Raw genomic sequence first — 26,221 nt, 5'->3', positions numbered from 1 at the left:
CGATGACACTGCTCAGGGTTGAGAACCTCAATGTCACATTCACGCAGGGCGGGCGCAGCACCGAGGCCGTCAAAGGCGCGTCCTTCACGCTGGAGCGCGGCAGGACGCTGGCGCTGGTGGGCGAATCCGGCTCGGGCAAATCCGTCACGGCGCTCTCCATCGTGCGCCTGCTGCATGGGGCGAATATAACCGGCACCATCCGTCTGAATGACGAGGACATCAGCCAGGCCGACGAACGCAGCTTGCAGAAACTGCGCGGACGAACGGTCTCCATGGTGTTTCAGGAGCCGATGACCTCGCTCAACCCGCTGCACAATATCGGCAGGCAGGTCGGCGAAATCCTGCGCGTTCACGGAGCATCGCAGGCCGCTGCTGCGGCGCGTACGCTTGAACTCCTGCGCGAGGTGGGGCTGCCCAATGCCGAGGAGCGGCTTTCCGCCTATCCGCATCAGCTCTCAGGCGGACAACGCCAGCGCGTCATGATCGCCATGGCGCTGGCCAATAAGCCGGACCTGCTGATTGCCGATGAACCGACGACAGCCCTCGATGTCACGGTTCAGGCTCAGATTCTGGCGCTGCTCAAGGATTTGCAGGCCAGACACGGCATGGCCCTGCTGTTCATCACCCATGACCTCGGCATTGTCAGGCGCATGGCCGACGATGTGGTCGTCATGCAGAAGGGCGAGATCGTCGAGACCGGCCCGGTGGCGCAGGTGTTCACCAGCCCGCGCCATGCCTATACACAGATGCTTCTTGCCGCAGAGCCCAAGGGCGCGCCGCCAGCGCCAGCAGATCATGCGCCCGTCATCGTCGAGGCCGAAAATCTCAAAGTGTGGTTTCCGATCCGCGAGGGTTTCCTGCGGCGCACCGTCGGCCACATCAAGGCGGTGGACGGCGTCTCGCTCTGCCTGCGCGAGGGGCACACGCTCGGCATCGTCGGCGAATCGGGCTCCGGCAAGACGACGCTGGGGCTTGCGATCCTGCGCCTTATCCGCTCCGAAGGGCCGATCGTGTTCATGGGCCAGAACATTGCCGGCTTTTCCCGCAAGGACATGCGCCCGCTGCGCGGCAAAATGCAGATCGTCTTTCAGGACCCGTTCGGCTCGCTCTCGCCCCGTCTCTCGGTGGCCGAAATCGTCGCCGAAGGCCTGAGCATCCACGGCAAGGCGACCTCGCGGCTGGAACAACGCGAGATCGTGGCGCAGGCGCTTGCCGATACCGGCCTTGATCCGGCCAGCATGGACCGCTACCCGCATGAATTTTCCGGCGGCCAGCGCCAGCGCATCGCCATAGCGCGGGCCATGGTCCTGCATCCAAAATTCATCGTACTCGATGAGCCCACATCGGCGCTCGACATGTCGGTTCAGGCGCAGATCGTCGATCTGCTGCGCGCGCTTCAGCAGGCCCGCAAGCTCACCTACATGTTCATTTCGCATGACCTGAAGGTGGTGAAGGCGCTGGCCAGCGACATCATCGTCATGAAAGGCGGCAAAGTGGTCGAGGCCGGCCGGGCAGACGCCATATTTGCCGCACCCGCGCAGGACTATACCCGCCAGTTGTTCGAGGCCGCGTTTCACAAGGGGGAATTCTGATGCCGCGCGCCCTGCTGCTGGTCCTCGATTCCTTCGGTATCGGCGCCGCCGACGATGCAGCGGCCTATGACGATGCCGGAAGCAACACTCTGGGCCATATCGCGCAGGCCTGCGCCGCGCAGGGCCGCCCTCTGACCCTGCCCAATATGGCGCGGCTCGGCCTCGGCGCGGCGGCGGAACTGGCCAGCGGGCAGTTTCCCGCCGGCTTCATCCGGCAGGATGCAGCGGGCCAATGGGGTTTCGGGGCCGAAGTCTCGCGGGGCAAGGACACGCCTTCCGGCCACTGGGAACTGGCGGGAACGCCCGTGCCATTTGAATGGGGCTATTTTCCCCGCACCATTCCCAGCTTTCCGCCGGAACTGACCGAGGCCATCATCCGCGAGGGCGGGCTTCCCGGCATTCTGGGCAATTGCCACGCCTCAGGCACGCAGATCATCGAAGATTTTGGCGAGGAACACGTCAGAACCGGCAAGCCTATCTGCTACACATCGGCCGATTCCGTGCTGCAGATCGCCGCGCATGAGGACAGCTTCGGGCTGGAAAGGCTCTACGACCTGTGCAGGACCGTGCGCAGGCTGGCCGACCCCTACGCCATCGGACGCGTGATTGCCCGCCCCTTCTCCGGCAGTCCCGGCCATTTTCAGCGCACGCCGCACCGCAAGGACTTCGCCGTGCCGCCGCCCGCAGACAATCTGCTCGAACTTGCTGCAAAAGCCGGCCGCGATGTCGTGAGCATCGGCAAGATCGGAGACATATTCGCGCATCACTGCACCGGACACGAGATCAAGGGCGCGGATAATATGGCGCATTTCGACATGACGCTTGCCGCCATCGGAACGCTGAAGGACGGCGGCTTCATCTTTGCCAATTTCGTCGATTTCGATACCGAATACGGCCACCGGCGCGATCCGATCGGCTATGCCGGCTGCCTTGAGGCCTTCGATGCGCGTCTGCCCGAATTGTTTGCCCGGCTCAGGCCCGATGATCTTCTCATTCTTACAGCCGACCACGGCAATGATCCGTGCTTCAGGGGCGCCGACCACACGCGCGAATTCGTGCCGATCCTCGCGCAATGCGCGTCCCTGCCGCCCCGCGCGCTGGGGCGGCGCGCCACTTTCGCCGATGTGGGCGCCAGCATCGCGGCATGGCTTAAGCTTCCGCCGCCGCCGCGCGGCACAAGCTGGATCTGACGCCGGTTGCATGCACGCTGCTTTGCGCCTCGCTTTTCGCTCATACCGAGCCTGTCCAACCTCATTCCGAGCCTGCCGAATAGCGGGAAACCGGAAACACCGGGGCTGGCTATGCTTCGCCAAAAAACGGTGGATGACCGCAATGATTCCTGACCGCCGATAGCGCTTTTGCTTTATCCTGACCCCAAAATTCAAGGGGTTCTCATGCAAGATCACGGTTTTAGCGGCGTTCAGGTCGTCAATCACCCGCTCGTACAACATAAGCTCACCCTGATGCGCGACGCCTCGCGCTCCACCAAGGGTTTCCGGCAATTGCTCAATGAAATCGGCATGTTGCTCTGCTATGAGGTGACGCGCGATCTTCCGATAGAAATGATTGAGATCGAAACGCCGATCACCAAGATGATGGCTCCGACGATTGCGGGCAAGAAGCTGGTGTTCGCGCCGATCCTGCGCGCAGGCGTCGGCTTTCTTGACGGAATGCTGATGCTGGTCCCCTCGGCTCGCGTCGCCCATATCGGGCTTTACCGCAACCCGGAAACCCTGCAGGCCGTGGAATATTATTTCAAGGCGCCCAGCGACCTCGCCGACCGCTCGATCATCCTGATGGATCCGATGCTGGCCACCGGCAATTCAGCCGTTGCAGCGATAGAACTGCTGAAAGCGCGCGGCGCGAGGGATATCCGCTTCGTCTGCCTGCTGGCCGCGCCGGAAGGCATCCGGCATCTGCATGAAGCCCATCCGGAGGTGAAAATCTGGACGGCGTCGATCGACAGCCACCTCAATGAGCATGGCTATATCGTGCCCGGCCTTGGCGATGCCGGCGACCGGATGTTCGGCACCAAGTGAAGGTGCCGTGACGGCAAAGATCATTCCAGCCCGTCGATCAGCAGTTCCGCCGTGGACAGATTGAGCGCCATCGGAATGTTGTAGACAAGGGCGACGCGCATCAGCGCCTTGACATCGACATCGTGCGGGTGCGGCGAGAGTGGATCGACAAAAAACACCAGCGCATCGATCTGCCCTTCGGCGATCATCGCGCCGATCTGCTGATCGCCGCCAAGCGGACCGGATTTGAGCCGGGTCACCGGCAATTCCGGGCAGCGCTCCATGATTCGCCCACCCGTGGTTCCCGTGGCGAAAAGCTGGTAATGCGCGAGGCTTTTCCGGTGCCGCTCGGCCCAGTCCGCCATGTCGGATTTCTTCTGGTCATGGGCTATCAGAGCCAGACGCCGCAAAACCGCCATATCCATCCACCTTTCCCCGGGTGCGCGGGACGGCCGCCCGCATGACCCTGCGTTTCAACCTTCAAACTGCGCCGGGCCCATGCCGGTTTCAGGCCTAGTATATCGAAAAATCCGATGCATGCGCCCGCCTGAAGACGAGGCTCGACAATGACGCGAAATTGCGCATGTTTATACACAGAACAGTTGGATTTGCACAAATTCCGGACTTTGACAGAGCCGCATATTTCTGACCAGATAGTCAGGTTTTATCTTGAGGGAGAGTAAGATGAAAACTTTGGTTTCCTTGACCTTTGCCGCCGCCCTGCTGGGCGCGGCGGCAGCGCATGCGGCTGATATCAAGCCTGCGATCATTTATGATCTGGGCGGCAAATTCGACAAGAGCTTCAATGAAGGCGTGTTCAACGGCGCGCAAAAATTTACCAAGGACACCGGCATCGCGTTCCGCGACTTCGAAATCCAGAACGACACCCAGCGCGAGCAGGCGCTGCGCAAATTTGCCTCCGACGGGCAGGACCCCATCGTTCTGCCGGGCTTTGCCTGGGCAACCGCGCTGGAAAAGGTCGCCGACGAATTCCCCAAGACCCATTTCGCCATCATCGACATGGTGGTGGACAAGCCGAATGTCGCCTCCATTGTCTTCAAGGAGCATGAGGGCTCGTTCCTTGTCGGCCTGCTGGCCGCCAAAGCTTCCAAGACCGGCAAGATCGGCTTTGTCGGCGGCATGGACATTCCGCTCATCAGCAAATTCGGCTGCGGCTATGAACAAGGCGCAAAATACGTTAATCCGAAGATCGAAGTCATCAAGAACATGACCGGCAACAGCCCGGCGGCCTGGAACGACCCTGTCAAGGGCGGCGAACTCGCCAAATCCCAGATCGCACAGGGCGCAGATGTGGTTTATGCCGCAGCCGGGGCCACGGGCATCGGTGTGCTGCGCGCCACGGCAGATGCCGGCAAGCTTGGCGTCGGCGTCGACTCGAACCAGAACGGCCTGCATCCGGGCAAGATCCTCACCTCGATGCTCAAGCGCGTCGATGTCGCAACCTATAATGTCTTCATGTCGGCCAAGGACGGCACGTTCAAGGGCGGCGTGCAGGCGCTCGGCCTCAAGGAAAACGGCGTCGGCTATGCCATGGATGACAACAACAAGGCTCTGGTGACGCCTGAAATGAAAGCCGCTGCCGATCAGGCCGCTCAGGATATCATCTCGGGCAAGATTCAGGTCCATGATTACATGAGCGATTCCAAGTGCATGTAAGGGCTGTTCTTTCCTAATCGAACTCTTGCCCTCATCCCGGCCTTCTCCCCTCCCTCGACAAATTCGGGTTGAGGAGAGAAGGCGGCGTGTGAACCGTTCTCTCTCCTCCGGGCAGAGGGTTGGGATGAGGGTAAACTAAGCAACGCCATGTGCCCTTAACCGAAACGACGCGCCGCCGCTCATGAGTCAAGCCTCCCTGCCCGCTATCGAACTGACCGGCATCAACAAGGCCTTTGGCGCGGTTCACGCCAACAAGAACGTCGACCTGAGCGTCGCGCGCGGGTCGATCCACGGCATTGTCGGGGAGAACGGCGCTGGAAAATCGACATTGATGTCGATCCTTTACGGATTTTACGAGGCCGACAGCGGCACGATAAAGGTCAATGGCGAAGCGGTCCGCATCCGCTCCAGTCGTGAGGCCATTTCGCATGGCATAGGCATGGTGCACCAGCATTTCATGCTGGTGGAAACGCTTTCTGTGCTCGACAATGTGATGCTCGGCGCGGAGGGCGGCGCGCTTCTGGCGCGGGGGGCGCAGGCCACGCGGGCGCGTCTGGCCGGTTTGGCCCGGGATTACGGTCTCGACGTCGATCCCGATGCCTGTGTCGGCGATCTTCCGGTGGGCCTGCAGCAGCGCGTCGAAATATTGAAAACTTTGGTGCGCGGCGCAGAGATCCTCATTCTGGACGAACCGACAGCCGTGCTCACGCCGGCGGAAGCAACGCAATTGTTCGACATGCTGCGCGTGCTGAAAGAGCAGGGCAAAACCGTGATCCTCATCACCCACAAGCTGGGCGAGATCATGGATGTCACAGACAGGGTTTCGGTGATGCGACGCGGCGAAATGGTTGCCCATTTTGCCACGCAGGAAACGTCGACCTCGGAACTGGCCGATGCCATGGTCGGGCGCAAGGTTTTGCTGCGGGTCGACAAGGGCGTCAGCCATCCCGGCAAGGTGCTGCTGGAGGCGCGCAATCTTGTGGTGACGGATGAATTCGGCGTGGCGCGCGTGCAGGATGCTTCGTTCAGGGTACATGCGGGCGAAATTGTCGGTATTGCCGGGGTTGCGGGCAATGGCCAGTCGGAATTGCTCGAAGCGCTGGCCGGAATCCGGGCCATTACTTCGGGCACCATTCTGATCAACGGCGTTGAACTCCCCGAAAGCGAGCGCAATCCAAGATCGATCCGCGCCCATCATGTGGTGCATGTGCCGGAGGACCGGCATAAAATGGGACTGGTCACTTCTTTCGAGGCCTTCGAGAGCGCAATTCTTGGGTTTCAGGACGATGCGGCCTTCGGTGCGGGCCTGTTGCTCGAACCGGACAGGATGATCGCCGATCTGGCGGCAAAAATGTCCGCCTATGACATCCGCCCGCCCGATCCTAAACTGAAAACGGCCAATTTCTCGGGCGGCAACCAGCAGAAAATCGTTCTGGCGCGCGAAATGGAACATAGCCCCGATGTGCTGCTCGTCGGCCAGCCGACACGCGGCGTCGATATCGGCGCAATCGAATTCATCCACAAGAAGCTCATCGCCATGCGCGATGCGGGCAAAGCCATTCTGCTGGTGTCGGTGGAACTGGACGAAATCACAGCCCTGTCCGACCGGATCATCGTCATGTGCGGCGGACGCATCACCGGCGAGCGGCGCCCTGAACATACCAATGCGCAGGATCTCGGCCTGCTTATGGCCGGTCTCGACGAGGCCGCCGCATGAGCGCGCCGGTGCAACTCCCCCGATGGGCCGATATTATCGCCATTCCGCTGCTCAATATCGCGCTGGCCTTCGTTGTGTCGGGTTTTGTCGTGCTGGCGATCGGCGAAAGCCCGATCACCGCCACCCGGCTGATGATCATGGGCAGCCTCGGCTCGGTCAACGGGCTGGGCTACACGCTCTATTACGCCACGAGCTTCATCTTCGCCGGGCTTGGCGTGGCTGTCGCGTTCAAAGCGGGATTGTTCAATATCGGCGGCGACGGCCAGGCCTATGTCGGCGGCCTCGGCGCGGCGCTGATCGGGCTCAATCTCGGCTTTCTGCCCGCGATTGTCGTCATTCCGCTGGCCATTGTCTTTTCGCTGGCCTTCGGCGCGCTCTGGGCGCTTATCCCGGCCTATCTGCAGGCCAAGCGCGGCAGCCATATCGTCATTACGACCATCATGTTCAATTCGCTGGCGGCGGCATTGATGAGCTATCTGCTGGTCAATGTCTTACGCAAGACCGGCTCGATGGACCCCTCGACGCAGATGTTCGCCGCATCGGCCAACATGCCGCGCCTCAAGGAGATCATGGCGCATTTCGGCTTCAAAATTGCCGAAACACCGCTCAATCTCTCGTTCCTGCTGGCGCTGGCCACTGCGTGGGCCGTGTGGCTGCTGATCTGGCGCACACGCCTCGGCTACGAGATACGCACGGTCGGGGCAAACCCGCATGCGGCGGTCTATGGCGGCATTTCGCCCGCGCGCATCACCATCATCACCATGCTGATTTCGGGCGCGCTCAATGCCGGCCTTGCCGTCAACATGCTGCTGGGCGATGCGCACCGCGTGCAGCTTGATTATACGGCCGGGTTCGGCTTTGTCGGCATTGCCGTGGCACTGATGGGCCGGGCGCATCCTGTCGGCATCGTCCTGGCGTCGATTCTGTTTGGCATGCTCTATCAGGGCGGAGCGGAGCTTGCCTTCGACCAGCCGAAGATCACCCGCGACATGATCATGGTGATACAGGGACTGGTGGTGCTCTTCGGCGGAGCGCTGGAGGGCCTGTTCCGCCAGCCGCTGGCCAGCCTGCTCAGGCTATTCGATGCAAAGGCGCAATAATGGACCTGTTCGACACCTGTGTCTTTATTCTTGCCTCGGGCATCCGCCTCGGGGTGCCGCTGCTGTGCGCCTGCCTCGCAGGCCTTTGGAGCGAGCGCTCAGGCGTCGTTGATATCGGGCTTGAGGGAAAAATGCTGGCCTCGGCCTTTGCCGCAGCCGCCGCCGCCACCTTCACCGGCAGCGCATGGGCGGGCCTCGCGGCGGGCATCGTCATTTCGGTGCTGATCTCGCTGGTGCACGGCTATTCGGCCATCGACCAGCGCGGCAACCAGATCGTCTCCGGCACGGCCATCAACATGGCGGCAGTCGGGCTGACCGCCCTGCTGGGCAATGCCTGGTTCGGACAGGGCGGACGCACGCCGGCGCTGGAGGGCGCGGCACGCTTTTCGCCGATCCGCCTGCCGGGGACCGAGGCGGCAGATCACGTCCCCTTTCTCGGCTCGGTTTATCATCATCTCATATCCGGCTATGAATCCATCACCTATATCGCCTTCGCCTGTGTGCCGCTGACATGGTTTGTGCTTTATAAAAGCCGCTTCGGCCTGCGTCTGAGGGCGGTGGGCGAAAACCCGGCCGCCGTCGATACGGCTGGAATTTCCGTGCGGGCCTTGCGCTATCAGGCGATCGTCATCTGCGGGGTGCTGGCGGGACTTTCGGGCACCTATCTCTCGGTGGCGCAGGCCGCCGGATTCCTGCCGCAGATGAGCGCCGGCAAGGGCTTCATCGCGCTGGCCGCGCTGGTCTTCGCCAAGTGGCGGCCATGGGCAGCGCTGGCCACCTGCCTGCTGTTTGGCGTGCTCGACGCCATATCGATCCGCTTGCAAGGCGTCGCTGTGCCTGTGCTTGGACAGATTCCTGTACAGGCCATACAGGCCCTGCCCTATCTGCTGACCGTCATCCTGCTGGCCGGGTTCATCGGCTCGGCCATTCCGCCGAAAGCCTCGGGCATGGCCTATGTGAAGGAGCGCTGATGTCCAGCCTTGACGATCTTTTCGACGCGGCTCAGAAGGCGCAGGCGTCCGCCTATGCGCCCTATTCGAAATTCAGCGTCGGCGCGGCGATACGCGGCGAATCCGGCGCTATTTACGCCGGCTGCAATGTCGAAAATGCCGCCTATCCGCAAGGTGCCTGCGCCGAAACCGGTGCGATCTCGGCCATGGTGCTGGCGGGCGAGAGAAAAATCGCGGAAATTCTGGTGATCGGAGCGGGCGAAGGTCTGGTCACGCCCTGCGGCGGCTGCCGCCAGCGCATCCGCGAATTCGCGGCGCCGGATACGCCCATCCATATTGCCGGACCGGCGGGTCTGCGCGCCCGCTTCACATTGGAGGAATTGCTGCCCTATTCCTTCGGCCCGGGCCATCTGGAGGGCAAATGAGCCAGTCCACTGCCGCGCTCGGCATCATCCGCGCTGCCGGAGAGCGCGCGCCCGTCGATCTTGCCATGGTGCTCGGCACGGGTCTCGGCGGCCTTGCCGATGCCGTGGAGGAGGCCACCATCCTGCCCTATGCGGATTTGCCGGGCTTTCCAGCCAGCGGCGTTTCCGGCCATGCGGGACGGCTGGTGATCGGCCGGCTGGAGGGGCTTCGCGTCGCCTTCGCGCAGGGGCGCGCGCATTTTTACGAGCATGGCGATGCCCGCGCCATGGCCGTGCCGATAGAAACATTCGCCGCCATGGGTGCAAAAACCCTGCTGCTGTCCAATGCCTGCGGCGCGTTGCGCGCCGACTGGCGACCCGGTTCGCTGGCGCTGCTCAACGACCACATCAATTATTCGGGTATCAATCCGCTGACCGGCGTGCAGTCCGACAGCCGCTTCGTCTCGATGACGAACGCTTATGACCCGGCCCTGCTGGAGCTGATGCGCGCTGTTGCCCGCGAAGGCGGCATTGCCGTGCATGAGGGCGTGTATATGTGGTACCCCGGCCCCTCCTTCGAGACGCCCGCGGAAATCCGCATGGCGCGCCTGCTGGGGGCGGATGTCATCGGCATGTCCACCGTGCCGGAAGTCATTCTTGCACGGCACGAAGGGCTGAAAGTGGCAGCTGTGTCCATGATCACCAATCTCGCTGCCGGAATTGAGGGCGCAAGCCCCTCGCATGCCGAAACCAAGGATGTCGCGCATCAGAGCGCAAACAGCTTCGAACGGCTGGTTCGCGGGTTCATCCGCAAGCTGGCGGGAGGCTGATCATGCTGCCGCAGGAAATCATCCGCAAGAAACGCGACGGCGGCACGCTCAGCGCGGCCGAAATCAATTTCATCGTCAAGGGCCTGACCGATGGTTCGGTGAGCGAGGGTCAGGTGGCCGCCTTCGCCATGGCGGTTTTCTTCCGTGGCATGGACATCGGCGAGCGCGTAGCCCTGACACAGGCCATGACGCAATCGGGCACAATACTCGACTGGCGCGGCCTTGATCTGCCCGGGCCTGTGATCGACAAACATTCGACCGGCGGCGTCGGCGACAATGTCAGCCTGATGCTGGCACCCATGGTGGCAGCCTGCGGCGGGTTCGTGCCGATGATTTCCGGGCGCGGCCTCGGCCATACCGGCGGAACGCTGGACAAGCTCGAATCCATACCCGGCTATGTGGCGCAGCCCGACGCCAGCCTGTTTGGCAGGGTGGTGCGCGAAGCGGGCTGCGCCATCATCGGCCAGACCGCCGATCTCGCGCCGGCCGACAAGCGCCTTTACGCCATCCGCGACGTCACGGCCACGGTGGAATCCATCCCGCTGATCACGGCCTCTATCCTGTCCAAGAAACTGGCGGCCGGTCTGCAGGCTCTGGTCATGGACGTCAAAACCGGCAATGGCGCCTTCATGGCGAAGCTGGAATATGCCCGGGAACTGGCGCGCAGCCTCGCCCTCGTCGCCACCGGCGCGGGCCTGCCGACAACGGCGCTGATCACCGACATGAACGAACCGCTTGCGAGTTGCGCGGGCAACGCCGTCGAGGTGCAGAACGCCGTTGATTATCTTACCGGCGCGCGCCGCGATCCCCGCCTGCACGAGGTGACTCTGGCATTGGGCGCGGAAATGCTGACCGGCGGCACTATCGCCGCCTCCCTCGCCGAAGCGCGCCGCGCCTTGCAGGAAGCACTCGACAGCGGACGGGCGGCGGAGCGGTTCGCACGCATGGTCGCGGCGCTCGGCGGTCCAGCCGACTTCGTGGAAAAGGCGTCGCGCCATCTGCCGCAGGCCAGACTCGTGCGCCCCGTGCCAGCGCCTCGCAGCGGGTTTATCGCCGCCATCGCAACGCGCGACATCGGCATTGCTGTCATCGGGCTTGGCGGCGGACGGATGCGCGCCAGCGACAGGATCGATCCGGCAACCGGATTCAGCCGCCTTGCCGGTCTGGGGCAATATGTCGAAAAAGACCAGCCGCTCGGCTTTATCCACGCCCAAAGTCAGGCACAGTTTGATGCAGCGCAAGAGATTCTGCTCTCTGCCTTGCAATTTGGCGAAGAAAAGGCGCACCATGCGCCGGTGCTCGAGCGAATTACGGGATAGAACATGCTGCTGGTGACATTGGAAGGCTGGGATGCCGCGCCTTGGGTGGAACGCTTTGCCGCGCTCCTGCCGGAACGGCGGATCGTGACGCCCGACGATGCGTTCGATCCGGCCGATGTGCATTACGCCGCCACATGGAAACACAAACCCGGCTCGCTCAGGGCCTATCCCAATCTCAGGGTGATTTTTTCGCTCGGGGCTGGCGTGGATCACGTCTTCCGCGATACGGATCTGCCCGATGTGCCGGTGGTGCGCATCGTCGATGAGGATCTGCGCGACCGCATGAGCGAATGGGTGGTGCTGCACACATTGCTGCACCATCGGCAGCAGCGCATGTACGACTGGCAGCAATATGAGAAAATCTGGGAGGACGATCGCTTCCAGCCGGCAGCACGCGAGGTGCGCGTGGGCGTGATGGGGCTGGGCGTGCTCGGCAAGGACGCCGCGCTCAAGCTCAAGGCCATCGGTTTCGATGTCGCCGGCTGGAGCCGCAGCGTCAAACATATCGCCGGCATCGATTGCTATGCCGGCGAAGCCGGGCTGGAGCCCTTTCTGGCGCGCACAGACATACTTGTCAGTCTCCTGCCGCTGACGCAGGAAACACGCGGCATCCTGAACCGTTCCCTGTTTAAGAAGCTGGCTTCAGATGGCCGCCTCGGCGGGCCGGTGCTTATCAATGCCGGACGCGGCGCTTCGCAAACGGAGAGCGATATTCTCGAATGTCTCGACGAGGGTATTCTCAAGGCGGCGACGCTGGACGTGTTCGAAGTGGAGCCGCTGCCGGAGGATTCCGCGCTCTGGCACCATCCGCGCGTCACCATCACGCCGCATAATTCGGCGATTTCGGAACCTGCGGCTCTGGCCGCCTATATTGTCCGGCAGATTCAGGCTTTCGAGGCCGGAAAGCCGCTGGAAAACGTCGTCGACCCCGCGCGGGGCTATTAAGCCCCGGCTACCAGCCGCCGCACCGCCGTCACGCCGCCGCCGCCCTTCGCCTGAATGCGGATGCGCGCGGCATCAAGCGGCTCAGATGTCACGCACATGAAATGGCCGTTGGCGTGCAGCAGGCGCTCCTCATCCTGCATGATGCCGACATGCCCTTTCCAGAAGATAAGATCGCCGCGCTGCAAGGCGCCGTCCGCTTCCCGGCCAAGCGCAGCCTGCTGGTCTGAATCGCGCGGGACATCCTGTCCGCAGGCCTGCAGCGCCAGTTGCACCAGCCCCGAACAATCGACGCCGACGCGGCTGCGCCCGCCCCAGCTATAGGGCACATGGAGAAACCGCTCGGCCACGCTGACAAAATCCGGCTCGACGGACGTGAGCGGCGCGGCATGGGCCGCCCAAACGCAGCCCAGCCTCGGCAGGATGAGAAAATCTCCCTCCCGGCGCGACACATTCAGCAGGCTGTTGAGGCTCAGCGCCGCGAGCGGCGGCAATTTGATATTGGGGCCGGGATAGAGAAAGCTGCCCAGCGCCGAAATACGATGCGTCTTCGGCAGCTTTGGACCAAGGGCATTGCGCGCGACATAGCCGACATAGGAATCGCGGACGGCCTGTCCCCAGCACCAGCCTTCCTCGTCGGTTTCATAGACAGTGAACGACTCGCCGAACAGCAGTTCGGTATCAACGGGGGCATCGGGACGCGGTTCACGCCGCAGCGGCGCCACGCCGTCGCGCACCTCCATCGTCTGCCCTTCCACAAAGCGGGCCGCCTGCACCTGTCCCTTGAGATGAGCGGCGGCTATATCCGGACGGGCGGGCGTGATGCGGGGATCAGGTTTCATCTCAGGGTCCCAGACGTGCGGCCTGACGCGAAATATGATCGCCCAGAGCCTCGACATAAAGCGCACCCTTCACTGTGCGCTGGATGATGACATTGCGCAAATCCGTTTCATCGCGCCGCCGCGTCACCAGATCATATTTGCCCATCGTATCAAGCGCACGCGTGATCACGGGCTTGGTGACGTCGAGCTTTCTGGCCAGCCCCCGCACCGTATGGGGCGGCGGCTCCAGATAGATGGTGAGCAGAATGGCGATCTGCCGCAATGTGAAATCGGGCGCGAGCTCCGGCTTGCCCTCGCCCACCAGATCATAGGATATGACGTGCAGCAATCGCAACGCCTGCGCTGGGCGCATGTTCACCGGCATGAAGGCTCCGTTCGTTTCGGAGCCGTATTATTCAAACATTGAATCAACTCGGCAATATTTATTTGCCATAACGCTCCTCTATCAGATCATAAAGTAAACGCGCGCTTTGTATTTCGCCGCCCTCGGGCCGGCCAGGCTTGGTTGAAGGGTTCCAGCCATAGACGTCAAAATGCACCCAGGACCCATTGGTGATGAAGCGTTTGAGGAACAGCGCCGCAGTCACAGAACCGGCAAACGGGCCGCCGGAAATGTTGTTCAGGTCGGAGATCTTGCCGTCCAGCAGGCTTGAATAGGGCTGCCAGAGCGGCATACGCCAGACGGGATCAAGCGCCCTGAGCGAACAGGCGGCAATTTCACCCGCTAAAGTTTCGTCATCGGTGTAGAAGGGTGGCAGATCGGGCCCCAGCGCCACGCGCGCAGCGCCGGTGAGCGTGGCGAAATCGATCAGCAGATCGGGATGTTCCTCGTCGGCGTAGGTCAGCGCGTCGGCAAGGATCAACCGGCCCTCAGCATCGGTATTGCCAATCTCAACGGTCAGGCCCTTGCGGCTGGGATAGATATCGCCGGGGCGGAAGGCAGACGCCGAGATCGAATTCTCAACGATCGCGATGATAACCCTGAGGCGGATATCGATCTTGCCCGACATGAGCATATGCGCCAGCGCCAGCGCCGTTGCCGCGCCGCCCATGTCCTTCTTCATCAGGCCCATGGCGCTCTCGGGCTTGATATCGAGACCGCCGGTATCGAATGTGACGCCCTTGCCGACCAGCGTGACCTTGGGCGCGTCCTCGCGCCCGATGGTAAATTCGACAAGGCGCGGCGCCTCGGCCGCCGCACGTCCCACGGCATGGATGAGCGGGAAATTCTTGGTCAGGAGTTCATCGCCGCGGATCGCGCGGAACGAAGCCTGATGCGTATCGGCCAGACGGCGGACAGCGGCTTCGAGTGCTTCCGGGCCAAGGTCATTGGCGGGTGTATTGATGAGATCGCGTCCGAGGCTGACGCCCTCGGCGAGGCGTTCAAGCCGGGCAGCGTCGACGCCTTCGGGCGCGACAAGGCGCGGCGCGTCTTCGCCGGATTTATAATTTGTGAAGCGATAGGACGAGAGAAGCCAGCCGAGAGCCGCCTGCGCGGCATTGGCCGGCTGACCGGCAAAGCCATAAGTGCCGGCGGGAAGAGTTCCGACGAGCTTGCCAATGGCGAAAGCTGATGCCGGGTCCTCGCCGAACAGAACGCCGAATCCCGTCTCAAGCGGATAGATGGCATGCTGGCCCGGCTTGCCCTTGAAGGACAGCGCGCGCAGATAAGACTGCGCCGCAGAGGGCAGCGCCGCAATAATCGCATCCAGATTTTCCGGCGTTACAAAGCTTATCGGAATGAATTCATCCGCAGGCTGAGCAAAAAACGGCATGTTCACTTATCCTCTTTAAATAGTTCTGAATATTTGCACCATGACAGAAGGGTTTAACCATCTATTAGGGTTAAGGAATTATTTCTGATTTCAAGACTTGTAACCTGTTTTGCTTCCAGCGCCCGGAGACGAGATGACAAACCCGGCCCAGATATCCCGCTTCCGCCGCCTGAGATCGTCCGGACTTGTTATGACAGTTTTCGCCGCGGCCTTCCAGCTTTGCGCCTGCAAGAGCCTGCAAAATTTTGGCGATGTCACCAGCTCCATATCCACTTCGGAAACCCTGCCGCGCGATCCGGCGGCGCTGCGTGAATATTCAGCGGCCTGGGGCGCCAGATATGAGGCCGCACCCGACAACAAGGATACGGCGATTCAATATGCGCGTTCGCTCCGGGCCCTGGACCAGAACGAGCAGGCCGTGGCGATCCTGCAAAATATTGCGCTGAAAAACCCGAAAGATCTCGATATTCTGGGCGAATATGGCCGCGCGCTCGCCAATGCCGGACGGCTGCGGGAGGCCGCCGACGTGCTGAGCCGCGCGCATCACCCCGAAATGCCGAACTGGCGCATTCTGTCTGTGCAGGGCACGGTCGCCGACCAGCTCGGCGATCACGTGCAGGCGCAGAATTATTATTCCGCCGCGCTCAAGATCGTGCCGAATGAGCCGGGTGTTCTCTCCAATCTCGGCCTTTCGCAGGCGCTGGCAAAAAACCTGCCGGAGGCCGAGCAGACTTTCCGCCTCGCCATAGCCCAGCCGGATGCCGACGTGCGCGTGCGGCAGAATTTTGCCCTGATCCTCGCACTGGAAGGAAAATTCAAGGAAGCGGAAACTCTGTCCGAGAAAGACCTCTCGCCCGAGGACGCCGCCCGCAATGTCGAAGCCATCCGCGCAATGATCGCCCAGTCCAATACCTGGAAGGACATCCAGCAGGGCAGCAAGCCCGGCAAGAAAGGCTGACGTCAGGACCAGTGCATCACGTCGATAACGGCCGGGAAGATGATCACGCAGAACAGCACAGGCAGAAAAAACAGAATCATCGGCACAGTCAGCTTAGGCGGCAATGCCGCGGCCTTCTTTTCGGCATTCTGCATCCGCTCGTCACGGCCTTCCTGCGCCAGCACCCGCAACCCGGACCCCAGTGAAGTGCCGTATTTTTCGGATTGATTGAGCACCGTCGCCAGCGATTTCATCGCGGGCAGCCCCGTGCGCGAGGCAAGATTCTCAAAGGCGACGCGCCGGTCGGGCAGATAGGAAATTTCGGCGGTGGTCAGCGAGAATTCCTCTGCCATCGGTACGGATTCAGAACCTATCTCAACAGATACCTTGCGAAAGGATTGCTCGATCGACATGCCCGATTCAATACAGATCAGCAGCAGATCCAGAGCATTCGGATAGGCCAGAGCAATCGAAAGACGGCGTTTTTGTGCCTGATTGCTCAGATAGATCTCGGGCAACTTGATGCCGCCATAAGCTGCACCAATGCAGGCGCCGAATTTCACCAGAGCCGGCTGATGCCAGTCCGCCAGCAGCGTGACATAAACGGCAGTGCCGATAAACAGGGTTATCGGCGTGACCAGACGAAAGAACATGAAGGCGACTTCGGCTGGTTCGCCGCGATAGCCGGCCTTGGCGAGTTGCATCCTTGCCTGATCGGTGGTGAGCCATCGCTTGAGCTGAAACTGCTCGACGATGCGCTTCATGAAGTCCTTTTGCACGAAGCGGACAGAATTTTTGGGCTCGGCCCGGGCCAGACGCTCGCGTTCGCGCACACGCACGCGCTCCCTCTCGAGCGCAACCGCCTTCATCCGCTGATCCAGCACATTTGTTTCCAGCAACGGCATGGCCATCGTGATGATGGTGGCGGCAACCGCAACGGCCGTCAGAATGCCGAAGACGAAATCGGGCGTGGCCAATTTCTCAAAAAGAAGGTCCAGCATAAAAGAGCGACCTCCTAAAGATCAAAATTGATCATTTTTTTCATGGTGAAAATGCCGATCGACATCCAGAGCAGCGAAGCACCGAGCGAAAGCTTGCCCATATTTGTCGTCCACAGCCGGGCGATATATTCGGGGCTGGAAAAATAGACGAGCCCGGCGACGATAAACGGCAGCGATCCGATAATCGCCGCCGAAGCCTTGGCCTCCATCGCCATGGCCTGCACCTTGCCTTTCATTTTCTTGCGTTCGCGCAGAACCCTTGACAGATTGCCCAGTGCCTCGGAGAGATTTCCGCCCGCTTTGGACTGAATGGAAATGACGATCGAGAAAAAATTGGATTCCGTCACCGGTACGCGCTCGGCCATGCGCTCCACCGCTTCGGGCAGCGTGAGCCCCACGGCCTGAGCCTCGACAATACGGCGAAACTCCGATTTCACCGGCTCTGCCGCCTCAACCGAGATGATCCGCAGGCAATCGCCGAGCGGCAGGCCAGCCTTGAGGCCGCGCGTAATGACATCCAGCGCATTGGGAAATTCATTGACGAATTTCTTGATGCGCCGCTTGCCCAGAAACGACAGGACCCATCGCGGAAATCCCAGCCCGCCAACAATCATGGCGGGCAGCACGAACAGAAACTGCCCGCTCATGACGAAAAACACCAGACCGAAAAGCAGCCCCATGCCGATGCTGAAGATGATGAAGGTTCGCTTGCTCCAATCCAGTCCCGCCCGCATGATGAGCACCGCGAGCGCGCGCTGGGATTTGCGGGTCTGCTTGCCGGACAGTTCCTTGAGGGAATTTTCCAGCTGTCTGCGGCGGTTGGCGAGTTCTGCTGCGCGGCTGGTGGCCTGACGGGTCGCAGAGGTCTTGAGCATCTGCCGACGTTTGCTGGCGCGGTTTTCGCCAGAAAGAATGGGATATATGAAGACATAGGCAATACCACCGACAGCCAGAGCCGATAGTATTGAAATCAGAAGAACATTCGTATCCATAGCAAATCCGGTTTTTTATTGTTATGGACCCAAATGTTTAATCTGCATTTAACTATCCAGAGCCGCAGCCAGCCTTTCCTCTTCATTATAATATTTGGCGCGATCCCAGAATTTGGGCCGGCCGACCCCGGTCATGCGATGTTCTCCGCGAAGCTTGCCATGCGCGTCCTCGCCAAGAATTTCATACAGCATCAGATCCTGCGTGATGATCGTGTCGCCCTCCAGACCGAGAACCTCGGTGATATGGGTTATGCGGCGCGAGCCGTCGCGCAGGCGCGTCGCCTGAATGATCACATCGACCGACGAGACGATCATTTCGCGGATCGTCTTCGCCGGAAGAGCGAATCCGCCCATGGTGATCATGGATTCAATGCGGTTGAGCGCCTCGCGCGGCGAATTGGCGTGGAGGGTTCCCATCGAACCGTCATGGCCCGTATTCATCGCCTGCAGCAGATCCAACGCCTCCGGTCCGCGCACTTCGCCGACGATGATCCGCTCCGGGCGCATGCGCAGGCAGTTCTTCACGAGGTCGCGCATGGTGATCGCACCCGTACCTTCGAGATTTGGCGGGCGCGTTTCGAGCCTCACCACATGCGGCTGCTGCAACTGCAGTTCGGCAGCGTCCTCGCAGGTGATGACGCGTTCATCGACATCGATATAATTGGTCAGGCAATTGAGCAGCGTTGTTTTGCCCGAACCCGTACCGCCGGAAATGATCACGTTGCAGCGAACGCGGCCAATAACCTTGAGTATTTCGGCGCCAGCAGGAGAAATAGCGCCAAAGCGCGTCAGTTGATCCAGCGTCAGCTTGTCTTTGCGGAATTTGCGGATGGTGAGCGCAGCGCCGTCAATGGCGAGCGGCGGTGCGATCACGTTGACACGGGAGCCGTCAGGCAGACGCGCGTCGCAGATAGGCGAGGTTTCGTCGACGCGGCGTCCGACCTGACTGACGATCCGCTGGCAGATGTTCATCAATTGCTGATTGTCGCGAAAGCGCACCGACGTGAGCACGATCTTTCCGTTGACTTCGATATAAGTTTTGCTGGCGCCATTGACCATGATATCGGCGATGTCGTCACGCGCCAGCAGCGGCTCCAGCGGGCCGTAGCCGAGAACATCGTTGCAGATATCGTCGAGCAGCTCTTCCTGCTCGGAAATCGACATGACCACATTCTTGATGGCGATAATTTCATTGACGATATCGCGGATTTCATTGCGCGCGGATTCAGGATCGAGCTTGGCAAGCTGCGCCAGATCGATCGCCTCGATCAGCGCGCCGAAAATCATGCTCTTGGTGATGTAGTAATTATCGTCGCGCCGTTTCTCCGGCACCGCCTCGGTGGCAGGGGATTTAATGCTTTCGGCCGCCGCCGGACGCGGCTCGGCAACAGCCGGCGCTGCCAGCTTATTGAGGGCGCCGAAGCCGGAACGTTTCCCAAACATGTCTGTTCACTCCCGATTCAAAGCCATAAAGTCAACCGCCAGGCCATGCTCACGCTGTGCGCAGCAATTTCGACAGAAGCGGCGGCAGAAGCGATTTCTTCTCCTTCCGGACCTCGGCGCGGCCCATCAGCACCCGGCCGAGATGATCCAGCATGTGCACGGCTTCATGATCCGACTGGACTTCTGCGATCATGTGGCCGTTATTGGCCGCCGTGCCGAACAATCTGGCCTCAAAGGCAAATTTGGCCACCGGCTCAGCCTCCACTGCCTTGCAGAAATCTTCGGTACTGATCTCGGGCCGCTTCGTCAGGCCAACGCGGTTCAGCACAAGATGCGGACGCCGGTCGTTTGGCCGGGACTGCCGCAAGGCGTCGAACAGATTTTTCGTGTTGCGCAGATTGGCAAGATCCGGCTCGGCGACAATGACCAGTTCATCGGCGCTGACCAGCAGCCGGCGGGCCCAGTTCGTCCACAGATGGGGCACATCGAAAATAATGCAGGGCACACTGGCGCGCAGAATATCCACGATCTGATCGAATGTGGTTTCGGAAAAATCATAGCTGCGCTCAAGCGTTGCCGGCGCCGCCATGATCATGAGCTTGTCGCTGCACCGCGACATCAGACGGTCAAGAAAATTGGCGTCCAGCCTGTCCGCCGAAAAGACAGCTTCGGCGACGCCTTGCGGCGGATCCTGATTGAAATCCAGCCCGAGAGTGCCGAACGGCAGGTCAAGATCGACAATGACAGTGGGCATGTCCAGGCCGGAGCTGATCGACCAGCCCAGATTATGGGCAATGGTCGAGGCTCCCGAGCCACCCTTTGCCCCCGTCACCGCAATCAGTCTGCCCACGGCCGAAGCTTCGGGCGCACGGTAGATCGCCGAAAGATAACCGATCAGTTCAACGACGGAAAACGGCATGACCAGATATTCCGACACGCCGCGCGCCATCAGCTGGCGGTAGAGCAGAATATCGTTAACGCGGCCGATCACAACGACCTTTGTGCCCGCATCGCAAAATTCCGCCAGAGCGTCGAGATGTGCGATCAGCATGTCGTTTTTGCCCGAGGTCTCGATAATGACCAGATTGGGTGTCGGCGACGTGCGATAGGATTCCAGCGCGGCCAAAGCGCCGCCCATATTGATTTTGAAATGAGTTTTCAGCAGCCGACGGTCCTGCATGGCCGCCTGCAGGATCGATGCGACATCGGCCGTTTCGCAGAAGGCCTGTACGGAAATACGCGGCAGCGGCGCAATGTGATCGGCTTCGCTCATACGCGCCCCTTGCCGTCGGTTGTCTGGTGCAAGCGCTGCATGGCTAGTTTCCCAGATTGCCGATGTTGGTGTTGGTATTGAACCAGAGCGTTGACGGATCCTTGCCGCTGCGCACGGCGGTGATCGCGCGGGTGCGCATCTGCACGTCGGCCGCATCTTCCTGCCGCGGCCGGACAAGATCGACGGGGTCAGCCACTTGTGCGGCTATAGCGGTCTGTGTGGCACAGCCCAGATTATAATAGGGGCGGTTTTGCAATCCATCGCCGTCAAGACCGGCAAGATCGGCGGGCCACTGACCGCAGCGGCTGGCGACCCGCGCCGAAAGATGCTCAAAGGAAAGCCGGATCGGTGCCGACAGGCCGGGGTCGTCTGCTGCATATCCCGATATGCTGAGGGTGCCTTTGACGCCGGTCGCGGCCAGTCTGGCCTTGATTGTCCGCAGTGCTGCACGCACCGGCGGCTGTTCGCCCGTCCCCGGCACCTGCACGCTGATCCTGCCTTTGCCCGATTCGAGGTACAGGGCGGCAAAAGCGTCAATATCCGCACTCTGGCGCGCGTCAATGCGTCCGGATGCATCGCCGGCGTAAATATCGAGATGCTGGGAGCGGTCCGTCAGGATGATCGGATGCCGCAGCCGGTAATCATCCGGCGCGCTGGCCGAAATTCTCGCCGGATCGCCGCTGTTGCAGGCACAAAGTGGCAGGACAAGCGCCAGAACGGCGAAAAACCGCACCGCAGCGGATTGATGAATGGGGATATTCTGAACAGTCTGCATGGCTTTGGCTCAGTTTGAGAAAATTTTTGGAACAATCAGTCTGTGATGAACCCCACCGGTCCTTTGAAATTTTTCAGCGCCTGCGGATTATTGGCGGTGGAATAGATGCGGTTGACCCGGCCAAGAAATATGCCCTGCATATCGGAGGCATCGGCAAAGCCGTCATCCGGACGGCTGACTTCATCGGGGCGCAGCGTTCGGGTGATATAGGGTGTGACCACGATCATCAGTTCCGTCTCGCTCTTCTGATAGGCGCGGGAGCGGAACAGCGCGCCAAGAACGGGGAGATTGGCGAGCGCGGGCATTCCATCGATGGTCGCTGTCGAATGCTGCTGAATCAGACCGGCGGAAACGATGGAGCCGCCGGAGGGCAGTTCAAGTGTTGTTTCATGACGGCGGGTGGTGAAACCCGGCATGAAACGCGATAATGCCCCCGCGCCGCCAAGGCTGTCGACTTCGCTGACCTCCGTCGCCAGATGCAGCTGGATGCGCCCTTCGGAAAGCACGACAGGCGTAAAGTTCAGTGTGATGCCATAAGGTTTGTAACTATAGCTGACCTGACAGCCGCTCGACTGGGTCGTGGCCGCCGCAGAACAGCCGGATTCCGAGGCATAGACCGGGATTTCCCCACCCGCCGTGAAACGTGCGCTTTCGCCGGATATGGCCGTTACGTTCGGCTCGGCCAGAATATGCCCGACGCCATTACGTTCGAAGGCCTGAAGAATGGATGTCAGCGAGCCCTGCGTGCCGCTGGAGGACAAACCGAGCGCCTTGTAATAATCCGCCGACAAGGCGCTGGCGCCCTCGCTTGCCGCAAAGCTGCCGGCACCAAACGTGCCCCAGTTGCCTTCGGTATTGATACCGAGCTGCTTGACGGCAAGCCGCTGCACTTCAGCGATCGTCACCTTCAGCATGACCTGATCACGGCCGCGCACGACAATGGAATTGATGACGCTGCCTTTCACCACACTGGCCGAATTGAAGTTCACGGAATTATTGGAAGTGGAAACCGACGACGCTCCAACTGTCGAATATCCGACGAAAGCATTGGCGATATCCTCGGCCTTCTGGGCTTCCAGCGCCGAATTGACCGTGCCTGACAGGATAATCGTGTCTGCGACCGTGCGCGCCTCAATCTGGCTGTTGGGCATGGCGGCCTTCAAAAGGGCGCGCAATTCGTCGATATCGCGGCCGACGGATATCTGCAGAACGGCAATCTGCCGTCCTTCCTTGTTCATGGCGAAAATCGAGGTCTGCCCGTTAGAGGCAGCCACGAGATAAATCTTGCGCTGCGAGCGGACAACGGCATTCACAACGCCCGGATTGCCGACAAAAATCTCGGAAGCCTCTTCAGGCAGATCCACCATCATGGATTTGCCAACCGCGATCTGCAGATTTCTGGTGTAGGGCACGCTGTCGGCTTTCTGGCCGGCCGGTGCCGCCCTGAAGCTTGCCGGCGGCGTCTGGGCGGCTGCGGGCAGGCCGGCGAGCATGGCCAGTATCATGCCGGACAGCCAGACCGGCCTTGCGCTCATGCCCGCCGGGGCCTCTGCCTGCCGGAAGAATGTCGGTCCTGGTTTCATGCGGCGCTCATCTGCTTTCGGCCTGCGTGGCCACACCAAAGCGTACGACCATCGTCGAGGCCGCCGATCTGTCGGCGACGATATTGTTGGAGGCCCCGCCCTTGGCATCGACCATGGCGCGCAACGAGAGGGACAGGTTGCCGCTGATCGAATTGCGCTGGGCCAGAATAACGGCTTCCGCCTGCTGCTCGGTCAGTTCAAGCGTGGCCGTGGTGCCGACAACAACGGGCTGCCCGTTCTTCTCCTGCACGTTCTGGCCGATGGCGAGCACGCGGACATTGCTCAATATGGTCTGGATGCGAAGAACATCCCGTCCTTCAGCCTTTGAGGCTTCACTGTCGCGGGAGACCTGAATGATATCGACCCTGTCATTGGGCAGGATGAACCCACCCGCCGAATTAGACCCCTGCGCGTCAATGCTGATCGCAACCGCACGGAAGCCGGATTCCAGAATTGCGGACATGAAACCAGAATGAGCGCCCTTAACCATTTTGTCCCGGCGGATGGGCTCTCCGGCCAGAAAGCCGCCGCGCACGATGGATCCGGCTATGTCTTCGGGCGCGCGCGCCATGTCGCTCTGGCGGATCATTTCCGGCGAAATGGCCTCCTTGGGCCATTCGCGCCACTCCATGTCCAGCGCGGCGATCTGCAGGCCCATCGGCAGATCCCTTTTGGCCACCAGAACATGATCCATGGCTATTGGTGCAGGCATATTCACAGGCACTTCGACGACGCGGGAGACGACACGCGACTGCGAAACAAAATACGCTCCGCCGGCCGCCACCAACGCGACACCCAGAACAATCAATCGGGCGGATTTTATAGCCATATGAACGCGTGCCGATCTTTTTCCCAAATATATTTACAGGAACCTAGATCACCAATCGTCAAATTATAGTTAATTTAAAATTTCATTCTTGAAACTAAGCTTATATTTTGAAGATAATTATTTTTATATTCAATATAATACGTTAGATTTTTTATCTTTATATTTTATAATACGAAATTCAGATGCATTAAAAATTGCTTAATGCGGGGCGTCCGGGCTTTTTAATGAGTCAAGCCAATTTTTTATTTCCACGTGCGTGACGCCAAAAGGCCGGGCGGGCAGCGCTCATAAATATCCGATATATTTCATGGCATTAGGCCATAAGCGAAATTTTCTGTAACCAAAGGTAATGAACAAAAAGCGAACATATTCTGGCAAAACTTAGTCCGGAAATCCTGAGAAGCAGCGGCGAAACTTATCAAAAAACGGTCACAAAATTGCCATTTATCAACCCCTTATCGCACGGCCAAACACATGAAACTTTCCACGGCAAAACGATGACATTCCCTAAGAGAAACTCTGAAAAAATTTGCGCGTTGCGCTCAGCCGAGGGGGTGTGTAAGTCTTTCCGTGGCTGGAGAATGACAGGAGTTAATTGCTGCGAAGCAATCTCAACTTGCTGATTTTCCTACTATAAAGCCTGTTAAATCTTTGCGTGTGAATATGTGGTGGCTTTGGGTAGCTTTTCCGCATGGACTGCCCGTTTGTGTGAAGACTGACTGACCTGTTCTGAAAAGAAAAGAAAAATGACCAATTCCATGGCACTCAAGAACGAACTGAATGATACAGGATCAGGCGAGGGAAACATTATCCGACAGGCATGGCTGCATGCGTGCCAGAGGCTGAGATCCGAGCTGGGCGAAGATATATTCACGAGTTGGTTCGGCCGCATGGAGCTTGATGCCGTGCGCGACGGCATCGCCCATATAACTGTACCCACTCTGTTCCTTAAAAACTGGATCAATTCGCATTACACCGACCGTATTGCGACAGCGCTGGCGGCGGCAGATCTCGGCATTCGCGAAATTTCGTTAAGCGTACGTTCAGGATCGTTGCGCAACAGCACAATGGAACGCCCGCAGGCGCGGCAAGGTACAACAGGTACTGTGCGCGTAGCGCAGGCGGAAACAACGCCCGGCCCGAGCAAGAGCGCAACGCTTCCCGAACTCGACGGGTTTGATTCCTCGCCCCTCGACAAGCGCCTGACCTTTGAGAGCTTTCTCGTTGGCAAATCCAATCAACTGGCCTTTTCTGCGGCTCAGCGTATCGGCGAAACTGCTGACAACACGACACCTCTCTATAATCCGCTTTACATTCATGCTGCTGTGGGGCTGGGCAAGACCCACCTGCTTCATGCCATTGCCCACAAAACCAAAGACCGGGCGCGTCGCGTCGTCTACCTGACCGCAGAGAAATTCATGTATGGCTTCGTCTCGGCGCTCAAGGCCCAGACCGCCATTGCTTTCAAGGAGCGCCTGCGCACCATCGATGTTCTGGTTATCGACGACGTCCAGTTCCTGCAGGGAAAATCGATTCAGGTGGAATTCTGCCATCTGCTCAACGCTCTGATCGATGCCGGCAAGCAGGTTGTCATTGCTGCCGATCGTCCGCCGGGAGAACTGGAGAGCCTCGAAGAGCGCGTGCGCTCGCGCCTCGCCGGGGGGCTCTGCGTCGAAATGCACCATCTCGACGAAGCGCTGCGGCTGCGTATCCTGGAAGCGCGCGTACAGGCAGCAAAGATCCTGCAGCCCAATTTTGAAGTGCCGGACGCTGTCATGAGCTTTGTCGCCCATGCGATCACCGCCAACGGGCGCGACCTCGACGGCGCGGTCAACCGCCTGCTTGCCCATTCGACGCTCACCGGTGCGCCGCTCAGCGTTGAAACAGCAGAAATCGCCATCCGCGATCTCGTCAAGGTGCGCGAGCCAAAGCGGGTCAAGATCGAAGATATCCAGAAACTGGTTGCCAATCACTATCAGGTCAGCCGCGCCGATATTCTCTCGTCGCGGCGCACGGCGAATGTGGTGCGCCCGCGCCAGATCGCAATGTATCTCGCCAAGGTCCTGACGTTGCGCTCCCTGCCTGAAATCGGCCGGCGTTTCGGCGGTCGCGACCACACAACCGTGCTGCATGCCGTACGCAAGATCGATACGATGACCACCGCCGACGCGGCGCTCTCGGAAGAGCTGGAATTGCTCAAACGGATGTTGCTCGACTAGTCC

The 26,221-nt window shown here is 60.2% G+C and carries 24 protein-coding genes; 13 read left to right on the top strand and 11 right to left on the bottom strand.

The window, feature by feature from the left end:
* The first annotated feature begins 2 nt into the window (after positions 1 to 2).
* The 3 genes from AC0N03_RS00950 to upp all read left to right on the top strand — a co-directional run bounded on the left by AC0N03_RS00950 (position 3) and on the right by upp (position 3,631).
* The gene (locus AC0N03_RS00950) at positions 3 to 1,592 is read left to right on the top strand and encodes an ABC transporter ATP-binding protein (protein ID WP_474286500.1); all 1,590 of its coding nucleotides are present in this window, start codon (positions 3 to 5) and stop codon (positions 1,590 to 1,592) included.
* Positions 1,592 to 2,782, top strand: coding sequence for a phosphopentomutase (locus AC0N03_RS00945; protein WP_474286499.1), 1,191 nt, complete (start codon positions 1,592 to 1,594; stop codon positions 2,780 to 2,782). The genes AC0N03_RS00950 and AC0N03_RS00945 overlap by 1 nt, the downstream gene beginning before the upstream one ends.
* 204 nt (positions 2,783 to 2,986) lie before the next feature.
* Entirely contained in the window at positions 2,987 to 3,631 is a 645-nt protein-coding gene (gene upp / locus AC0N03_RS00940) for a uracil phosphoribosyltransferase (protein ID WP_474286498.1), read from the top strand.
* Between the two features lie 20 nt (positions 3,632 to 3,651).
* Here upp and AC0N03_RS00935 read toward each other — a convergent pair whose 3' ends face one another.
* A complete protein-coding gene (locus AC0N03_RS00935) occupies positions 3,652 to 4,029 on the bottom strand; it encodes a methylglyoxal synthase (RefSeq protein WP_474287203.1) in 378 nt (125 codons plus the stop codon).
* A 265-nt stretch (positions 4,030 to 4,294) separates the two neighbouring features.
* On the opposite strand from AC0N03_RS00935, the gene AC0N03_RS00930 reads away from it, so the two are divergent.
* The 8 genes from AC0N03_RS00930 (at position 4,295) to AC0N03_RS00895 (ending at position 12,552) form a co-directional block, all read left to right on the top strand.
* On the top strand, positions 4,295 to 5,287 hold the full coding sequence (locus AC0N03_RS00930) for a BMP family lipoprotein (RefSeq protein ID WP_474286496.1): 993 nt from the start codon (positions 4,295 to 4,297) through the stop codon (positions 5,285 to 5,287).
* 181 nt (positions 5,288 to 5,468) lie between these two features.
* Complete coding sequence (locus tag AC0N03_RS00925) at positions 5,469 to 7,004, top strand: ABC transporter ATP-binding protein (RefSeq protein WP_474286495.1); 1,536 nt, start codon at positions 5,469 to 5,471, stop codon at positions 7,002 to 7,004.
* A complete protein-coding gene (locus tag AC0N03_RS00920; RefSeq protein ID WP_474286494.1) occupies positions 7,001 to 8,104 on the top strand; it encodes an ABC transporter permease in 1,104 nt (367 codons plus the stop codon). Before AC0N03_RS00925 ends, AC0N03_RS00920 begins: the two co-directional genes overlap by 4 nt.
* Entirely contained in the window at positions 8,104 to 9,075 is a 972-nt protein-coding gene (locus tag AC0N03_RS00915) for an ABC transporter permease (protein WP_474286493.1), read from the top strand. Before AC0N03_RS00920 ends, AC0N03_RS00915 begins: the two co-directional genes overlap by 1 nt.
* The gene (locus tag AC0N03_RS00910; protein ID WP_474286492.1) at positions 9,075 to 9,479 is read left to right on the top strand and encodes a cytidine deaminase; all 405 of its coding nucleotides are present in this window, start codon (positions 9,075 to 9,077) and stop codon (positions 9,477 to 9,479) included. Before AC0N03_RS00915 ends, AC0N03_RS00910 begins: the two co-directional genes overlap by 1 nt.
* Positions 9,476 to 10,288 (top strand): purine-nucleoside phosphorylase, encoded by an 813-nt coding sequence (locus AC0N03_RS00905; protein ID WP_474286490.1) that lies wholly within the window; start codon positions 9,476 to 9,478, stop codon positions 10,286 to 10,288. The genes AC0N03_RS00910 and AC0N03_RS00905 overlap by 4 nt, the downstream gene beginning before the upstream one ends.
* Positions 10,288 to 11,607, top strand: coding sequence for a thymidine phosphorylase (deoA, locus tag AC0N03_RS00900; RefSeq protein ID WP_474287202.1), 1,320 nt, complete (start codon positions 10,288 to 10,290; stop codon positions 11,605 to 11,607). Before AC0N03_RS00905 ends, deoA begins: the two co-directional genes overlap by 1 nt.
* A gap of 3 nt (positions 11,608 to 11,610) precedes the next feature.
* Positions 11,611 to 12,552, top strand: a complete 942-nt coding sequence (locus AC0N03_RS00895; protein WP_474286489.1) for a 2-hydroxyacid dehydrogenase — start codon at positions 11,611 to 11,613, stop codon at positions 12,550 to 12,552.
* On the opposite strand, the gene AC0N03_RS00890 is transcribed toward AC0N03_RS00895, so the two are convergent.
* From AC0N03_RS00890 to AC0N03_RS00880, 3 genes are read right to left on the bottom strand one after another with little or no spacing between them, the layout of a single operon-like run.
* A complete protein-coding gene (locus tag AC0N03_RS00890; RefSeq protein WP_474286487.1) occupies positions 12,549 to 13,391 on the bottom strand; it encodes a C40 family peptidase in 843 nt (280 codons plus the stop codon). The two genes, AC0N03_RS00895 and AC0N03_RS00890, sit on opposite strands and share 4 nt — an antisense overlap.
* A 1-nt stretch (position 13,392) precedes the next feature.
* Positions 13,393 to 13,755, bottom strand: a complete 363-nt coding sequence (locus AC0N03_RS00885; RefSeq protein ID WP_474286486.1) for a MarR family transcriptional regulator — start codon at positions 13,753 to 13,755, stop codon at positions 13,393 to 13,395.
* A gap of 58 nt (positions 13,756 to 13,813) precedes the next feature.
* On the bottom strand, positions 13,814 to 15,166 hold the full coding sequence (locus tag AC0N03_RS00880; protein WP_474286485.1) for a leucyl aminopeptidase family protein: 1,353 nt from the start codon (positions 15,164 to 15,166) through the stop codon (positions 13,814 to 13,816).
* Between the two features lie 190 nt (positions 15,167 to 15,356).
* Between AC0N03_RS00880 and AC0N03_RS00875 the strand changes: the two genes are divergently transcribed.
* Positions 15,357 to 16,124 carry a tetratricopeptide repeat protein gene (locus AC0N03_RS00875; protein ID WP_474286483.1) on the top strand — a complete coding sequence of 256 codons (768 nt, stop codon included), beginning with the start codon at positions 15,357 to 15,359 and terminating at the stop codon, positions 16,122 to 16,124.
* Between the two features lie 2 nt (positions 16,125 to 16,126).
* Here the strand turns inward: AC0N03_RS00875 and AC0N03_RS00870 are convergent, their stop codons facing one another.
* From AC0N03_RS00870 to cpaB, 7 genes are read right to left on the bottom strand one after another with little or no spacing between them, the layout of a single operon-like run.
* Complete coding sequence (locus AC0N03_RS00870; protein ID WP_474286482.1) at positions 16,127 to 17,104, bottom strand: type II secretion system F family protein; 978 nt, start codon at positions 17,102 to 17,104, stop codon at positions 16,127 to 16,129.
* Positions 17,105 to 17,118: 14 nt separating this feature from the next.
* Positions 17,119 to 18,096, bottom strand: a complete 978-nt coding sequence (locus AC0N03_RS00865; protein WP_474286481.1) for a type II secretion system F family protein — start codon at positions 18,094 to 18,096, stop codon at positions 17,119 to 17,121.
* Positions 18,097 to 18,144: 48 nt separating this feature from the next.
* Positions 18,145 to 19,539 (bottom strand): CpaF family protein, encoded by a 1,395-nt coding sequence (locus AC0N03_RS00860; protein ID WP_474286480.1) that lies wholly within the window; start codon positions 19,537 to 19,539, stop codon positions 18,145 to 18,147.
* Between the two features lie 49 nt (positions 19,540 to 19,588).
* A complete protein-coding gene (locus AC0N03_RS00855) occupies positions 19,589 to 20,812 on the bottom strand; it encodes a CpaE/TadZ family protein (RefSeq protein WP_474286479.1) in 1,224 nt (407 codons plus the stop codon).
* A gap of 43 nt (positions 20,813 to 20,855) precedes the next feature.
* Positions 20,856 to 21,587: a CpaD family pilus assembly protein gene (locus AC0N03_RS00850; protein ID WP_474286478.1), complete on the bottom strand. Its 732-nt coding sequence runs from the start codon at positions 21,585 to 21,587 to the stop codon at positions 20,856 to 20,858.
* A 35-nt stretch (positions 21,588 to 21,622) separates the two neighbouring features.
* A complete protein-coding gene (locus AC0N03_RS00845; RefSeq protein WP_474286477.1) occupies positions 21,623 to 23,170 on the bottom strand; it encodes a type II and III secretion system protein family protein in 1,548 nt (515 codons plus the stop codon).
* Positions 23,171 to 23,177: 7 nt separating this feature from the next.
* Entirely contained in the window at positions 23,178 to 23,999 is an 822-nt protein-coding gene (gene cpaB / locus AC0N03_RS00840) for a Flp pilus assembly protein CpaB (RefSeq protein WP_474286476.1), read from the bottom strand.
* Positions 24,000 to 24,745: 746 nt separating this feature from the next.
* Between cpaB and dnaA the strand changes: the two genes are divergently transcribed.
* Positions 24,746 to 26,218, top strand: a complete 1,473-nt coding sequence (gene dnaA, locus AC0N03_RS00835) for a chromosomal replication initiator protein DnaA (RefSeq protein ID WP_474286475.1) — start codon at positions 24,746 to 24,748, stop codon at positions 26,216 to 26,218.
* The last annotated feature ends 3 nt before the right edge of the window (positions 26,219 to 26,221 follow it).

It is taken from the genome of Methylocystis sp. sgz306128, assembly GCF_056032725.1.
Note: the sequence above shows the minus strand (reverse complement) of the source record. Positions and strands in the feature narration are given on the sequence as shown.

Excerpts from the sequence above, each read along its gene's own strand:
- AC0N03_RS00950 (WP_474286500.1), top strand. The coding sequence starts at position 3 with ATGACACTGCTCAGGGTTGAGAACCTCAATGTCACATTCACGCAGGGC.
- AC0N03_RS00945 (WP_474286499.1), top strand. The coding sequence starts at position 1,592 with ATGCCGCGCGCCCTGCTGCTGGTCCTCGATTCCTTCGGTATCGGCGCC.
- upp (WP_474286498.1), top strand. The coding sequence starts at position 2,987 with ATGCAAGATCACGGTTTTAGCGGCGTTCAGGTCGTCAATCACCCGCTC.
- AC0N03_RS00935 (WP_474287203.1), bottom strand. The coding sequence starts at position 4,029 with ATGGCGGTTTTGCGGCGTCTGGCTCTGATAGCCCATGACCAGAAGAAA.
- AC0N03_RS00930 (WP_474286496.1), top strand. The coding sequence starts at position 4,295 with ATGAAAACTTTGGTTTCCTTGACCTTTGCCGCCGCCCTGCTGGGCGCG.
- AC0N03_RS00925 (WP_474286495.1), top strand. The coding sequence starts at position 5,469 with ATGAGTCAAGCCTCCCTGCCCGCTATCGAACTGACCGGCATCAACAAG.
- AC0N03_RS00920 (WP_474286494.1), top strand. The coding sequence starts at position 7,001 with ATGAGCGCGCCGGTGCAACTCCCCCGATGGGCCGATATTATCGCCATT.
- AC0N03_RS00915 (WP_474286493.1), top strand. The coding sequence starts at position 8,104 with ATGGACCTGTTCGACACCTGTGTCTTTATTCTTGCCTCGGGCATCCGC.
- AC0N03_RS00910 (WP_474286492.1), top strand. The coding sequence starts at position 9,075 with ATGTCCAGCCTTGACGATCTTTTCGACGCGGCTCAGAAGGCGCAGGCG.
- AC0N03_RS00905 (WP_474286490.1), top strand. The coding sequence starts at position 9,476 with ATGAGCCAGTCCACTGCCGCGCTCGGCATCATCCGCGCTGCCGGAGAG.
- AC0N03_RS00895 (WP_474286489.1), top strand. The coding sequence starts at position 11,611 with ATGCTGCTGGTGACATTGGAAGGCTGGGATGCCGCGCCTTGGGTGGAA.
- AC0N03_RS00890 (WP_474286487.1), bottom strand. The coding sequence starts at position 13,391 with ATGAAACCTGATCCCCGCATCACGCCCGCCCGTCCGGATATAGCCGCC.
- AC0N03_RS00885 (WP_474286486.1), bottom strand. The coding sequence starts at position 13,755 with ATGCCGGTGAACATGCGCCCAGCGCAGGCGTTGCGATTGCTGCACGTC.
- AC0N03_RS00880 (WP_474286485.1), bottom strand. The coding sequence starts at position 15,166 with ATGCCGTTTTTTGCTCAGCCTGCGGATGAATTCATTCCGATAAGCTTT.
- AC0N03_RS00875 (WP_474286483.1), top strand. The coding sequence starts at position 15,357 with ATGACAGTTTTCGCCGCGGCCTTCCAGCTTTGCGCCTGCAAGAGCCTG.
- AC0N03_RS00870 (WP_474286482.1), bottom strand. The coding sequence starts at position 17,104 with ATGCTGGACCTTCTTTTTGAGAAATTGGCCACGCCCGATTTCGTCTTC.
- AC0N03_RS00865 (WP_474286481.1), bottom strand. The coding sequence starts at position 18,096 with ATGGATACGAATGTTCTTCTGATTTCAATACTATCGGCTCTGGCTGTC.
- AC0N03_RS00860 (WP_474286480.1), bottom strand. The coding sequence starts at position 19,539 with ATGTTTGGGAAACGTTCCGGCTTCGGCGCCCTCAATAAGCTGGCAGCG.
- AC0N03_RS00855 (WP_474286479.1), bottom strand. The coding sequence starts at position 20,812 with ATGAGCGAAGCCGATCACATTGCGCCGCTGCCGCGTATTTCCGTACAG.
- AC0N03_RS00850 (WP_474286478.1), bottom strand. The coding sequence starts at position 21,587 with ATGCAGACTGTTCAGAATATCCCCATTCATCAATCCGCTGCGGTGCGG.
- AC0N03_RS00845 (WP_474286477.1), bottom strand. The coding sequence starts at position 23,170 with ATGAAACCAGGACCGACATTCTTCCGGCAGGCAGAGGCCCCGGCGGGC.
- cpaB (WP_474286476.1), bottom strand. The coding sequence starts at position 23,999 with ATGGCTATAAAATCCGCCCGATTGATTGTTCTGGGTGTCGCGTTGGTG.
- dnaA (WP_474286475.1), top strand. The coding sequence starts at position 24,746 with ATGACCAATTCCATGGCACTCAAGAACGAACTGAATGATACAGGATCA.